This window comes from Pantoea cypripedii (assembly GCF_002095535.1).
GTDB classification, from domain to species: Bacteria; Pseudomonadota; Gammaproteobacteria; order Enterobacterales; family Enterobacteriaceae; genus Pantoea; species Pantoea cypripedii.
The window spans coordinates 1,059,414-1,072,621 of the sequence record NZ_MLJI01000001.1 but is presented as its reverse complement, the minus strand read 5'-3'; the positions used below and the strand labels follow the sequence as shown (position 1 = coordinate 1,072,621).

Genomic DNA, 13,208 nt, shown 5'->3' with positions numbered 1-13,208 from the left:
ATCCTGTCCGGTTCACTGCAAACCTCAGCATTCGGGGGAATAATCGAGGTGTGGTGTGGTCATCCAGTGATTTAAATAGTGAGACACCGCCTGTGTCTCGCAATGGCCAATAACCGGTAAATGGGGCAACACCGCTTTCAATTGATGCATGGCGTTGCCCATAATGAAGCCGTTACCTACCTGCTCCAGCATTTCGCGATCGTTCATGGCATCGCCAAACGCCATACAATCCGCTAACGACAGTGAAAGGTGCTGGCACAGCCATGTCAGCGCAGCGCCTTTGTGGCAACCCAGCGGCAGTACTTCCAGACAATCCCAGGCAGAAAAACAAATATTCGCACGTTCGCCCAGCGCTTCACGCAGTTCGATTTCCAGCGCACGCAGTGTTTCATGCGGGGCAATAAAGCAGATTTTGGTCACTTCATGCGCCGACATTTGCTTCAGGTCACGCAGCTGATACTGAAAACCACTCATCACATGCGCTTCGCGTACAAAGGGTAACGGTTTGTCGGTAAACCAGCCTTCATCATTAAATACATGGATAGACGCGGGGGTTTGCCAGTGGCGATGAAGTACCTCTTCGGCGATCGCTGGCGGCAAATCGCAGCCAAATAACAGGTTGCCATCCAGATCGTGCACGCGCGTGCCATTGCCGGTAATCAGCCATGCGGGCAGCGTAATCAGTTCCTTCACCACCGGTTGCATATCCAGCAAATGACGTCCGGTGGCAAAAGTCAGCGTGACATCACGATGGTGTAAGGCGTGCAGACTGGCGAGCGTTTCTTTGCCTAAGCGATGTGTCGGCAGCAACAGCGTGCCATCCATATCAAATGCCGCGAGGCGGACCATGCGAATTCTCCTGTCGGTTAGAGGCCTTTACTATCGCCTGGTAATTACGGAACTAATAGTGAATACTTTTAGAAAACTGTTCCGGGTTTAGATATGCGCCAGCTTAATCGGGTCAATCAATTTCAGCGTCTCTGGCAACTTAGCCAGGGTGAAACGCAGCATCTGAGTGTCGCGACGATGGCGCAGCACTGTTTTTGCAGTGAACGCCATATCCGCACCCTGTTACGCCAATGGCAGGAGGCTGGCTGGCTGCGCTGGCTGGGCACTGCGGGGCGCGGTAAACAGGGAACACTGACCTTTCTCACCACCCCGGATCAGCTACGCCAGCAACTTTTGCAGCAGCAGCTCGCGGCAGGTGAAGCAACGCAGGCATTGCAGGTGCTGGATGTGCAACCGGAGCATTTGCTAACGATGCTGCGTCCATTGATGGGCGGACAGTGGCTCAATCAGGCCCCGGTACTGCGAATTCCTTACTATCGATCCCTCGAAGCGCTGCTGCCGCTACATCTGACCGGGCGCGCCGAACAACACCTCGCTCGTCAGATATTTTCCGGGCTGACGCGCTTTCGGGACAATGATGTTGAAGGCGACTTAGCCCATCACTGGCAGCATGATGAAAGCGGCTGCGACTGGTTTTTCTGGCTGCGGCCGCAGCTCAGCTGGCATAACGATGAACCACTGTATGCCACGCAACTGGTCACGCAGTTACACAAGATTCTGCGTAGCGCACCAGGATTACGCTTGCTGGCTTCAGTTGAAAGCATCACCGCCCCTCACCCGCTGGCGCTGCGTATCCGCCTGCGCCACAGTGACTATTGGCTGCCACAACGACTGGCGCATCAGTTTTGCCTGTTGCCACACCCGGAGCTTGCTACCATCGGCAGCGGTGCGTGGAAACTGGCGCACTTCACCGATGAACTGGTGCGACTGGAAAGCCACCCGCGCTGGCATCTGCAACGGCCGCTGATCCAGGCCGTTGAATACTGGATCACCCCGCAATTGTTTGATCGCACCCTTGGCACCAGTTGTCGCCATCCGGTGCAAATTGCTATTGGTGATCCTGACGAGCTGGATGCTCTGCGCCCGGTCGATCGCAGCATCAGCCTGGGATTCTGCTACCTGGCACCGCGCATCTCATCCCGGCTCAGTTCAGCACAAGCCAAAACCCTGATTTCCCTGATTCAGCGTAGCGGCATGATTCAGCAGTTGCCGCTGGATGAGGGGCTCATCACGCCAAGCCAGGAGCTGCTGCCCGGCTGGCCGGTTCCCCCACCCGCAGAAGAAAATGTGCCGCTGCCCGCCACACTGACGCTGCATTATCATCTGCCGGTTGAGCTTCATGTGATGACTGAAGCACTGAAACCCCTGCTGGCCAGCTATGGTTGCCAGCTAACCTGCATATTCCATGATGTGAAAAGCTGGCGCGATGAACGCGAGCTGGCTGATGCAGACGTAGTGATGGGTGATCGTCTGATTGGCGATGCGCCGTTGTTTACTCTGATCAGCTGGCTGGAGAACGATCCGGTATGGCAACCGCTCAGGGGTGCGCAAAGTGACATCCATTTACGTCAACATTTGCGCGAGATCGCTCAACAACAGAATCCGGAGCAGCGTGCTATTCTTAGCCACCAGCTGTTTGAGCAACTGATGCGCGCCGGTTATCTGCTGCCATTATTTAATTATCGCTACCAGATTTCAGCCCCGCCCGGCGTGGAAGGCATTCAACTCAACAGCCTGGGCTGGTTCGACTTCACGCGTGCCTGGATACCACCCCCAGCCGCAGTCGATACTGTTCATCACACACCTGAGCCAGTACCATAGCGGCTCAGTTTTATACGGAAGAAAAGATGAAAAGAGCCGTTGTAGTTTTTAGTGGCGGACAAGATTCCACCACCTGCCTGATTCAGGCGTTGCAACAATATGATGAAGTGCATTGCGTCACCTTTGATTATGGTCAGCGCCATCGCGAAGAAATTGAGGTGGCAGCCGAACTGGCGCACAAGCTCGGTGCCCGGGCGCACAAAGTGCTGGATGTGACGTTGCTGAACGAATTAGCCGTCAGCAGCCTGACGCGCGATAACATTCCGGTCCCGGCTTATGATCCTGAAGCCAGTGGCTTGCCAAGCACCTTCGTGCCGGGTCGCAATATCCTGTTTTTAACGCTGGCCTCAATTTATGCCTATCAGGTTGAAGCCGAAGCGGTGATCACCGGCGTGTGCGAAACTGACTTCTCCGGATATCCTGACTGCCGTGATGAGTTTGTTAAGGCCCTGAATAACGCCGTCAGTCTGGGAATGGCGCGCAATATTCGTTTCGAAACACCGCTGATGTGGCTGAACAAAGCCGAAACCTGGGCGCTGGCCGACTACTGGCAGCAACTGCCGCTGGTGCGTGCTGAAACGCTAACCTGCTATAACGGCGTAAAAGGCGATGGTTGTGGCGAATGTGCCGCCTGCCATTTACGTGCGCGTGGTCTGGCGGATTACCAGGCGAATACTGCGGCGATTATGGCGCAGATGAAACAGAAAAGCGCTCTGGCCTGATAACCGCCGAAATCGGCTGGCGTCGCTGACGCCAGCTCCATCCGTTATACCATCAGTGCCGCCAGACGTTCGCGCAATTCCCCTTCCATCGGCACTGCTTTTTGCGTGCGCAAATCAATACAAACAAAAGTTAATGCCGCATCAGCAACCGGTGAACCATCGCTGGCGAGCAACACACGTTGCGATATGACACCACTCTTGCCGTTCAGTTGGGCAATCTCACTCTCAATGGTCAGTACGTCGCCCAGCACCGCCGGGCGGCGATAATTAATGTTGATATTCACCACCACAAAAGCGAGCTGCTGCTGTACCAGCCAGTTAAACGCATCGACATCTTCCAGCCACTGCCAGCGCGCTTCCTCCAGAAACTCCAGGTAACGCGCATTATTAACATGCTGATAGACATCAAGATGGTAGCCGCGCACTTTGATTGTGGTCTGCATTGTTGCTCCTGATTAGGCTGAGAATGACAACTGGTTGGACCTGTTGAGCATAGCACAGCGTCAATGCAGGTCTGCCTCATCCTTCATGAGTCGCGAGCTTTCTCACAATTTCAGCCGGGCGCTATTACGTTCAACCAACGCACTGCCAATGCCTGGCACCTCCTTTAATTGATCAATCGCGGTAAACGGACCGTACTGTTCCCGATAACTGACGATGGATTGGGCTTTCTTCAGGCCGATGCCATTCATGGCGGCGGCGAGTTCCTCAGCCGTTGCTTCATTGATGCTGATCTGCCCTTCTGCCGGTGACGAAACCTGTGTGGCCTGAGTTTCACTGGGGCTTTCCGCCGCAGCCAGGCTGGAGGTAGCGACCGTGCCAGCCAGGGCCAGCGAGAAGAATAAAACCTGAAAAGTGTGTTTGACCATGCTGTGTCTCTCCTTGTGTTTAACAGCAGATGCAGAGTGTCACAGCGTGGATAAAGGCTCAAAAGGGGAAAATCAGAAATGGAAAAGGCCGCATAAGCGGCCTTTGGTTGTTTCAGCAGTTCTGATTTTTTTGCGAGGCTTACTGCATTTGTGCGGCTGCGCCGTACTTGATTTTGGCGTCTTTACGCAGGTTTTCCAGCAGAGCTTCGAAGGCGATCTGCGCGTTATTCTGCGTCACACCTTTCACCATCTGGTCAATCTGCGGCTGCGGCATGCTACCCGCGCTGACTTTATCCAGCGCCACCAGTACCACGTTGCCCTGCATATCTTCGCTCACGCCCCAGGACGGTTTGTTATCCGCTGGCTGTGGCAGATTAAAGGCTGACTGCGCGACCGGATCCTGCGCATTGCGATCAACCGATTTGCTGGCGCTGAGCGTCAGACCGGCGGCCTGCAACACATCCTGCTTACCGGCGTTGAGATCGGCCAACAGCTTGTTCGCCTGCTCTTTCGCCTGCTGCGTGGCTTTATCATGTTTCAGCGTATCGGCGATTTGCGCTTTCACCTGATCCAGCGGTTTCACTGCTTCAGGTTTATGTTCGCTGATACGCAGTACAAATGCGCGATCGCCATCGACTGAAATGATGTCCGAGTTATTGCCCGGCGCACCGTTCTGGCCCACGAGACCACCGTTGAAAATCGCCTGTTTAACCGCGTCGAAATCCAGATCCTGCGGTACGCTGTCCTGGCTAAACCAGTCAGTTTCCACCACTTTCAGACCGGAAGCCTCGGCAGCACCGGCCAGGGATTCGTTATCGTTGCTGGCCGCTTCGCTGACTTTCTGCTGCATTTTATAGAAGGCATCCACCGCTTTTTCCTGCTTCACTTTGTCAGCAACGGCAGCATGCACTTCTGCCAGCGGTTTTACCTGCTCCGGCTGGATGTCATCCAGACGCGCAATCAGGAAGCCCACAGATGACTTGATGACGCCAGAGAGCTGACCTTTTTCCGTCAGGTTGGCGTTTTTGAGTTCATCCGGGGTAGTGTTCGGTTCCAGCCAGCCCATGTCACCACCTTGACGTGCAGAGATCGGGTCGATGGATTTACTCTTCGCCAGCGTCGCAAAATCTTCGCCTTTTTTCAGCGCATCCAACACGGCGTTAGCATCGGCTTCAGTTTTGGTCTGAATCACGCTGTAACGGTTACGCTGCGGCTGAGAGTAATCGGCTTTATGCTGATCGAACCAGCTCTGGATATCTGCTTCGCTGGCCGTTTCCTGCAGGCTGGCAGCATCCATTTTGATGTAGCTCACGCGGAACTGCTCAGGCGCCATAAAGCTGTTCTGATGCTGCTGGTAATACTGGCTGATTTCATCGTCAGTAACGGTTTGTTTTGCCGCCAGCGCATTGACATCAATCGTCGCCTGACGAATTTCACGTTGCTGTGCCACCAGGTCAACCAGTTTGCTGGTTTCGCCTTTCAGCATGAAATCGGTATTAGCCACAGAATTGATCAGCTGCTGTGTCGCCAGCTGCTTACGCAGAGCTTCGGCATATTGATCAGCGGTGAAGCCCATGCTGGTGATCAGGCCGTTATATTTGACGTTGTCGAACTTACCATTGGTCTGGAAAGCCTGCTGGCTGAAAATCGCCTGCTTGACCTGGTCATCGCTGATACCCATGTGCAAATCTTTGATGTACTGATCAAGCAGTGCCTGATCGATCAACTGAGAAAGCGCCTGCTGACGCATCTGCTGCATATAGCCTTCGTTGCTGGCCAGCTGCGAGAATTGATCACCCAGCATCTGTTGCTGGCGATTGCGCTCATTGTTATAAGCCTGCTCCAGCTCTGCCCGGCTGATTTCGTGGCCGTTCACTTTGGCAGCATAATCACTGTTACCGCCAATCAGGTAGTTGCCCACCCCGGTCAGTACAAAGGACAGGATAATCAATCCCAGAATGATTTTGAGCACGACGTGATTTCCCGCCGCACGTAAATTGTCCATCATGGTATGACAACACTCCGCTGTAGTGTGAATGTAAAGCTCTGACACGATGTCATCATCGTGCAGCTGCAGTTCAGGCTGGCAGCTGGCAACCCTGCGGAGACAAGAGCCAAAGGCTTTTTGCTGCGCATCAGAATAAAAAAGGCACATCAAAAATGATGTGCCCGTATGTTACATGAGAACGGCTTTTGCGTCCTCAATCCATCGAAGAAAATGCTTCAACGGATGTGACAACAGTCATTAATTGACAGCGTCTTTCAGTGCCTTACCAGCACGGAAGCCCGGCACTTTACCAGCCGGAATGGTGATTTCTTTACCGGTTTGCGGGTTACGGCCGGTGCGAGCAGCGCGCTCACGAACAGAGAAAGTACCGAAACCAACCAGTGCCACTTCATCACCGCCTTTCAGCGCATCAGAAACGGAGCCCATGAATGCATCTAATACACGTCCCGCTGCCGCTTTAGAAATATCCGCATCCGCAGCAATTTTGTCGATCAACTGTGACTTATTCACTCTATTCATCCCCTCTTTTATTATTCACATCGTATCCGAGCTTCCCGCCGGGTACGAACGCGCAGCCAGTTATATCAAGCCTGACGAGCCGAAACAACGGTATTCATCTTAATCGTTGATCCAGCAGCCCCCTAACTTAGCGGCACAAAAAAAGGCTGGCAAGCACCATTTGGCCTGCCAGCCTCGCTTTTTAGCGGTTTTTGCCGCTAATCACTATTTTGCGGTCGCAACCAGCATCCCGTAAGGCGCATTTTCCAGTGCCAGGTTCAGCACCTCTTCAATGCGTTTCACCGGATGAATGGTCAGATCGGCAATCACGTTCTGTGGAATTTCTTCCAGATCGCGTTTGTTCTCATCCGGGATCAGCACCGTTTTGATGCCACCACGGTGTGCTGCCAGCAGTTTCTCTTTCAAGCCACCAATTGGCAGTACCTGACCACGCAGCGTAATCTCACCGGTCATCGCCACATCAGAACGCACCGGGTTGCCAGTCAGACAGGACACCAGCGCAGTACACATCGCGATACCTGCGCTCGGACCATCTTTCGGCGTCGCACCTTCCGGCACATGAACGTGGATATCACGTTTCTCGTAGAAATCGCCGTTAATACCCAGCTTCTCAGCACGAGCGCGAACCACGGTCAAAGCAGCCTGGATGGATTCCTGCATCACTTCACCCAGTGAACCGGTATAGGTCAGTTTACCTTTACCCGGAACACAGGCGGTTTCGATGGTCAGCAGATCACCACCCACTTCGGTCCACGCCAGACCCGTCACCTGACCTACACGGTTTTCGCTGTCGGCACGGCCATAGTCAAAGCGTTGTACCCCAAGGAAATCTTTGAGGTTGTCACCGTTGATGCTGATGTGCTTTTTCTCTTTGTCCATCAGCAGCGCTTTCACCGCTTTACGGCACAATTTGGAGAGTTCACGTTCCAGGCTACGCACGCCCGCTTCACGGGTGTAGTAACGGATGATGCCCATAATCGCGCTGTCATCGACGCTGATTTCTTTCTCTTTCAGCGCGTTACGCTCAATCTGTTTCGGCAGCAGGTGCTGTTTCGCAATGTTCAGTTTTTCATCTTCGGTATAACCGGAAAGACGAATCACTTCCATACGGTCAAGCAGCGGCGCCGGAATGTTCATTGAGTTTGAGGTCGCCACGAACATCACGTCTGACAGATCGTAATCCACTTCCAGATAGTGATCGTTAAAGGCGATGTTCTGCTCCGGATCCAGCACCTCAAGCAGTGCTGAAGCAGGATCGCCACGCATGTCCGAAGACATTTTGTCGATCTCATCCAGCAGGAACAGTGGGTTTTTCACCCCGACTTTCGCCATTTTCTGGATCAGTTTGCCCGGCATAGAACCGATATAGGTACGACGATGACCGCGGATTTCCGCTTCATCACGCACACCACCCAGCGCCATACGAACATACTTACGGCCAGTTGCTTTGGCGATAGACTGACCCAGCGAGGTTTTACCTACCCCCGGCGGTCCGACCAGACACAGGATCGGTCCTTTGATTTTGCTGACGCGACTTTGCACCGCAAGATACTCAAGGATACGGTCTTTCACGCGTTCCAGACCGTAGTGATCGGTATCCAGCGTTTCCTGGGCTTTGCGCAGATCTTTCTTCACTTTGCTGCGCGCATTCCACGGTACCTGCACCATCCAGTCGATGTAGCCACGTACCACGGTCGCTTCAGCCGACATCGGCGACATCATTTTCAGCTTCTGCAGCTCAGCTTCAGCTTTTTCGCGCGCTTCGTCTGGCATTTTTGCCGCTTCGATTTTGCGTTTCAGCGCTTCATATTCATCAGGCGCATCGTCCATCTCGCCCAATTCTTTCTGAATCGCTTTCATCTGCTCATTCAGGTAATACTCGCGCTGGCTTTTCTCCATCTGCTTTTTCACACGGTTGCGAATACGCTTCTCAACCTGCAGCAGATCGATTTCAGACTCCATCATTGCCATCAGATATTCCAGACGCTCGTTAACGTCGGACATCTCCAGCACGGATTGTTTGTCTGCCAGTTTCAACGGCATATGCGCCGCAACGGTGTCAGCCAGACGGGCTGCATCGTCAATACTGTTCAGTGAGGTCAGGACCTCAGGAGGAATTTTTTTGTTGAGCTTGATGTAGCCTTCAAATTGATTGATGGCGGTACGGACCAGCACTTCCTGCTCGCGCTCTTCAATTTCCGGCGAGATCAGATATTCAGCCTGGGCTACAAAGTGGTCGCCGTTGTCTGCCAGCGTGGTGATGTGGGCACGCTGTAAACCTTCAACCAGCACTTTGACCGTGCCGTCCGGCAGCTTCAGCATCTGCAATACCGAAGCGACGGTCCCTACAGAGAAGAGATCGTTAATACCAGGTTCATCCGTTGAAGCCTCTTTCTGTGCAACCAGCATGATCTTTTTATCATGATCCATCGCGGCTTCGAGGCACCGAATCGATTTTTCCCGACCAACAAACAACGGAATTACCATGTGCGGATAAACCACCACGTCGCGCAACGGCAACACGGGGATTTCAATGCGTTCAGAACGCTCAGGATTCATAGAGCTCTCTCTTAGTTTAATGTCCGCCAGGTGATGGGAACCGCCTGAACACAGTCAATTTGCAGTTAAACCCACAGGATATTGAGTATATGGGGATGCTTATCCGACATTCAATGTCACAGGCGTGAGAAAAACAAAAGGGGAAAGATTTTCCCCTTTTTAAGATAACAACGTGGTTTAATTGTTTATTTATTCGCCAGAAGCCTGCGCTTCATGCTTACCATAAATCAACATCGGCTCTGATTGACCATCGATAACCGACTCATCAATCACTACTTTCTCCACGTCGTCCATTGAAGGCAGATCGTACATGGTTTCGAGTAACGCACCTTCCACGATTGAACGCAGACCACGCGCGCCGGTTTTACGTGACATCGCTTTCTTAGCAATCGCTGTCAGCGCTTCATCACGGAACTCCAGCTCCACACCTTCCAGGTTAAACAACGCCTGGTACTGTTTGGTCAGCGCATTTTTCGGCTCACGCAGAATCTGAATCAGCGCTTCTTCACTCAGCTCATTCAGCGTCGCAACCACCGGCAGACGACCAATGAACTCAGGAATCAGACCGAACTTAATCAGATCCTCTGGCTCCACCTGTGACAGCAGTTCACCTTCGCTCGCTTTCTGTGACTTACCTTTCACCGTCGCACCGAAACCAATACCTGAACCGGTTTCTACGCGCTGGGAAATCACTTTATCGAGACCGGCGAATGCACCACCACAGATAAACAGGATCTTCGAGGTATCAACCTGCAAAAATTCCTGCTGCGGGTGCTTACGACCACCCTGCGGCGGTACCGCAGCCACGGTGCCTTCGATCAGTTTCAGCAACGCCTGCTGCACGCCTTCACCCGATACGTCACGGGTGATTGACGGGTTGTCAGATTTGCGTGAAATCTTGTCGATTTCGTCGATGTAGACAATGCCGCGCTGGGCTTTCTGCACATCGTAATCACATTTCTGCAGCAGTTTCTGGATGATGTTTTCCACATCTTCGCCCACGTAACCCGCTTCAGTCAGCGTGGTCGCATCGGCCATGGTAAACGGCACATCCAGCAAACGTGCCAGCGTTTCCGCCAACAGGGTTTTCCCGCTACCGGTTGGACCGATCAGCAGAATGTTACTTTTGCCCAGTTCGATACCATTGCTGGTGTCGCCATTGCGCAAACGTTTGTAGTGGTTGTACACCGCCACAGCCAGCACCTTTTTCGCCTTTTCCTGACCGATGACATAATCATCGAGATGATGGCGGATTTCATGCGGCGTCGGCAGTGCACTGCGCTCGCGATGCGGGGCAACCTCTTTAATCTCTTCGCGAATGATGTCGTTACATAAATCGACACATTCGTCGCAGATATACACTGACGGCCCGGCAATCAGCTTACGCACTTCATGCTGGCTTTTGCCGCAAAAAGAGCAGTACAGCAACTTACCTGAACCGTCTTTGCGCTTATCTGTCATCAGCTAACCTCTTTTCGTTCTCAGGCCATACTGGCGTACGGCACTGGCCGTGCATTTACGGCCGATATTCATTCAACCCACCTGCCCTTCGTCCTGTTAACTATAGCGCAGGAGCCGGGCAGATGTGTCTTATTGGCGATGCGTCAAAATGGAGTCGACCAGGCCATACTCTACCGCTTCACTGGCAGAGAGGAAACGATCGCGCTCAGTGTCGCGCTCGATCTGCTCCAGCGATTTACCGGTATGCTCAGCCATCAGCTCATTCATACGCTGCTTAACTTTCAGAATCTCACGCGCATGGATTTCAATATCCGTGGCCTGACCCTGATAACCACCCAGCGGCTGGTGAATCATGACACGCGAGTTAGGCAGGCAGAAGCGTTTGCCTTTCGTGCCTGCGGTCAGCAGGAACGCACCCATCGAACAAGCCTGGCCCATACAAATGGTGCTCACGTCAGGCTTGATGAATTTCATTGTGTCATAAATTGACATACCGGCGGTAATCACACCACCCGGTGAGTTAATGTAGAGGTAGATATCCTTCTCAGGATTCTCCGCTTCCAGAAACAGCATCTGCGCCACGATCAGGTTAGCCATATGATCTTCAACCTGGCCGGTCAGGAAGATCACACGCTCTTTGAGCAGGCGGGAATAGATGTCGTAAGAACGCTCGCCGCGCGAGGTTTGTTCGACCACCATTGGCACCAGCGCCATCTGCGGTGCAGTAAATTCACGATCGCCACTGTATGACATTACCGTCTCCTGGATAAATTTCGTTGGCAACATTCTGTACCGATTTTACGTGAGGCGTGCGACGAAAACCATGCGCTGCCTCCTCACTCCGACACCAACAGGACGGTTAATCAGTCAGTTTCACTGTCTTCATGCATTCTCCCTGTATCTGGGGATGCTGCCCAGTTATTTCAAGCATAACAACCTTTTCCCCAATCGCTAACACGGAAAAAGAGCTTAGCGAATAATTTGCCGATTAATTAATCAAATAGAAGACAAATCCAGGGTTTTTAGCGAAAAAAATAAAAAGCCCGCGACTTTTTGGTCGCGGGCTTCGCACTTCGTGTTAACTAACGAATCAGGCTGAAGCAGTCTGGTTCATCAGTTCCTGGAAGTTAGTCGCTTTGTCGGTAACTTTTGCTTTTTCCAGCACCGCTTCCACTGCTTGTTCTTCCAGCGCAACGTTGCGCATGTTGTTCATCAGCTCGTTGTTCTTGCTGTAGAACTCGATCACTTCCTGCGGATCTTCGTACGCAGAAGCCATCTCTTCGATCAGCGCTTTAACGCGGGTTTCATCAGCCTGCAACTCATTGGTGCGAATCACTTCGCCCAGCAGCAGACCAACAACAACGCGGCGTTTCGCCTGCTCTTCGAACAGCTCACGCGGCAGTTCCAGCGCTTGCTTCTCGTTGCCACCGAAACGCTGAGCCGCCTGGCGACGCAGAACATCGATTTCGCTGTCGATCAGGGCAGCTGGCACGTCGATAGCATTGGCGTTAACCAGGCCGTCGATCGCCTGAGACTTCAGGCGGTTACGGATTGCGCCTTTCAGCTCGCGCTCCATGTTCTTACGTACTTCAGTACGCAGACCCGCCACTGAACCATCTTCCACGCCGAAACGCTGGATGAATTCTTCGGTCAGTTCCGGCAGTTCGCGTACTTCAACTTTCTTCAGTACGATTTCGAACTTCGCGTCTTTACCTTTCAGGTTTTCCGCGTGGTAATCTTCCGGGAATTTCACGTCGATGGTGAAGGTTTCACCGGCTTTGTGACCCACAACGCCTTCTTCAAAGCCCGGGATCATGCGGCCCTGGCCCATGGCCAGAACGAAGTCAGAGGCTTTACCACCTTCGAACTCTTCGCCGTCAACAGAACCGGTGAAGTCGATGGTCGCGCGATCTTCAGCACCAGCGGCTGCATCGCTCTCTTTCCAGGTTGCCTGCTGCTTACGCAGGGTTTCCAGCATGGTATCGACGTCAGCGTCGGTCACTTCAACAACCGGCTTTTCAACTTCGATGGTGTCGAGGCCTTTCAGCTCAACTTCCGGATAGACTTCGAATTCAACCGTAAAGGTGAAGTCTTCACCCAGCTTGTATTCACCTGGAACGTAGTTCGGTGCACCAGCCGGATTAATTTTTTCTTTAATGATGGCGTCAACAAAGTTGCGCTGCATCAGATCGCCCAGCACGTCCTGGCGAACAGATGCACCGTAGCGCTGAGCTACGATCTGCATCGGCACTTTGCCTTTACGGAAACCATCGATACGGACTTTCTTCGCCACATCCACCAGTTCTTTCTTCACTGCGCTTTCGATGCTGTCAGCTGCAACAGTAATCGTAATGCGACGGCCCAGACCCTGAGTGGTTTCTACTGAAACTGTCATCTTGC

At 52.9% G+C, this 13,208-nt stretch carries 11 protein-coding genes; 2 read left to right on the top strand and 9 right to left on the bottom strand.

The genetic code is table 11. The features are described 5' to 3' along the window. Positions 1-24 precede the first annotated feature (24 nt). Entirely contained in the window at positions 25-849 is an 825-nt protein-coding gene (gene cof, locus HA50_RS04800) for an HMP-PP phosphatase (protein ID WP_084873173.1), read from the bottom strand. Positions 850-942: 93 nt separating this feature from the next. On the opposite strand from cof, the gene HA50_RS04795 reads away from it, so the two are divergent. After that, positions 943-2,670 (top strand): SgrR family transcriptional regulator, encoded by a 1,728-nt coding sequence (locus HA50_RS04795; RefSeq protein ID WP_084873171.1) that lies wholly within the window; start codon positions 943-945, stop codon positions 2,668-2,670. A 26-nt stretch (positions 2,671-2,696) separates the two neighbouring features. Next, on the top strand, positions 2,697-3,392 hold the full coding sequence (gene queC / locus HA50_RS04790) for a 7-cyano-7-deazaguanine synthase QueC (protein WP_084873170.1): 696 nt from the start codon (positions 2,697-2,699) through the stop codon (positions 3,390-3,392). 44 nt (positions 3,393-3,436) lie between these two features. On the opposite strand, the gene HA50_RS04785 is transcribed toward queC, so the two are convergent. The 8 genes from HA50_RS04785 to tig all read right to left on the bottom strand — a co-directional run bounded on the left by HA50_RS04785 (position 3,437) and on the right by tig (position 13,203). After that, the gene (locus HA50_RS04785) at positions 3,437-3,835 is read right to left on the bottom strand and encodes an acyl-CoA thioesterase (protein WP_084873168.1); all 399 of its coding nucleotides are present in this window, start codon (positions 3,833-3,835) and stop codon (positions 3,437-3,439) included. A gap of 102 nt (positions 3,836-3,937) precedes the next feature. After that, positions 3,938-4,261, bottom strand: a complete 324-nt coding sequence (locus HA50_RS04780) for a helix-hairpin-helix domain-containing protein (protein WP_084873166.1) — start codon at positions 4,259-4,261, stop codon at positions 3,938-3,940. A gap of 139 nt (positions 4,262-4,400) precedes the next feature. After that, positions 4,401-6,269, bottom strand: coding sequence for a peptidylprolyl isomerase (gene ppiD, locus HA50_RS04775; protein ID WP_084878337.1), 1,869 nt, complete (start codon positions 6,267-6,269; stop codon positions 4,401-4,403). A gap of 237 nt (positions 6,270-6,506) precedes the next feature. Next, on the bottom strand, positions 6,507-6,779 hold the full coding sequence (gene hupB / locus HA50_RS04770) for a nucleoid-associated protein HU-beta (RefSeq protein ID WP_014606441.1): 273 nt from the start codon (positions 6,777-6,779) through the stop codon (positions 6,507-6,509). A 213-nt stretch (positions 6,780-6,992) separates the two neighbouring features. Further along, positions 6,993-9,347: an endopeptidase La gene (gene lon, locus HA50_RS04765; protein ID WP_084873164.1), complete on the bottom strand. Its 2,355-nt coding sequence runs from the start codon at positions 9,345-9,347 to the stop codon at positions 6,993-6,995. A gap of 189 nt (positions 9,348-9,536) precedes the next feature. Next, complete coding sequence (gene clpX, locus HA50_RS04760; RefSeq protein WP_084873162.1) at positions 9,537-10,808, bottom strand: ATP-dependent protease ATP-binding subunit ClpX; 1,272 nt, start codon at positions 10,806-10,808, stop codon at positions 9,537-9,539. Between the two features lie 129 nt (positions 10,809-10,937). Beyond that, positions 10,938-11,561 (bottom strand): ATP-dependent Clp endopeptidase proteolytic subunit ClpP, encoded by a 624-nt coding sequence (gene clpP, locus HA50_RS04755; protein WP_084873160.1) that lies wholly within the window; start codon positions 11,559-11,561, stop codon positions 10,938-10,940. 337 nt (positions 11,562-11,898) lie between these two features. After that, complete coding sequence (tig, locus tag HA50_RS04750) at positions 11,899-13,203, bottom strand: trigger factor (RefSeq protein WP_084873158.1); 1,305 nt, start codon at positions 13,201-13,203, stop codon at positions 11,899-11,901. Positions 13,204-13,208 lie beyond the last annotated feature (5 nt).

Coding starts and splice junctions, on each gene's coding strand:
- HA50_RS04785 (WP_084873168.1), bottom strand. CDS start 3,835: ATGCAGACCACAATCAAAGTGCGCGGCTACCATCTTGATGTCTATCAG.
- queC (WP_084873170.1), top strand. CDS start 2,697: ATGAAAAGAGCCGTTGTAGTTTTTAGTGGCGGACAAGATTCCACCACC.
- cof (WP_084873173.1), bottom strand. CDS start 849: ATGGTCCGCCTCGCGGCATTTGATATGGATGGCACGCTGTTGCTGCCG.
- clpP (WP_084873160.1), bottom strand. CDS start 11,561: ATGTCATACAGTGGCGATCGTGAATTTACTGCACCGCAGATGGCGCTG.
- clpX (WP_084873162.1), bottom strand. CDS start 10,808: ATGACAGATAAGCGCAAAGACGGTTCAGGTAAGTTGCTGTACTGCTCT.
- lon (WP_084873164.1), bottom strand. CDS start 9,347: ATGAATCCTGAGCGTTCTGAACGCATTGAAATCCCCGTGTTGCCGTTG.
- HA50_RS04780 (WP_084873166.1), bottom strand. CDS start 4,261: ATGGTCAAACACACTTTTCAGGTTTTATTCTTCTCGCTGGCCCTGGCT.
- ppiD (WP_084878337.1), bottom strand. CDS start 6,269: ATGATGGACAATTTACGTGCGGCGGGAAATCACGTCGTGCTCAAAATC.
- tig (WP_084873158.1), bottom strand. CDS start 13,203: ATGACAGTTTCAGTAGAAACCACTCAGGGTCTGGGCCGTCGCATTACG.
- HA50_RS04795 (WP_084873171.1), top strand. CDS start 943: ATGCGCCAGCTTAATCGGGTCAATCAATTTCAGCGTCTCTGGCAACTT.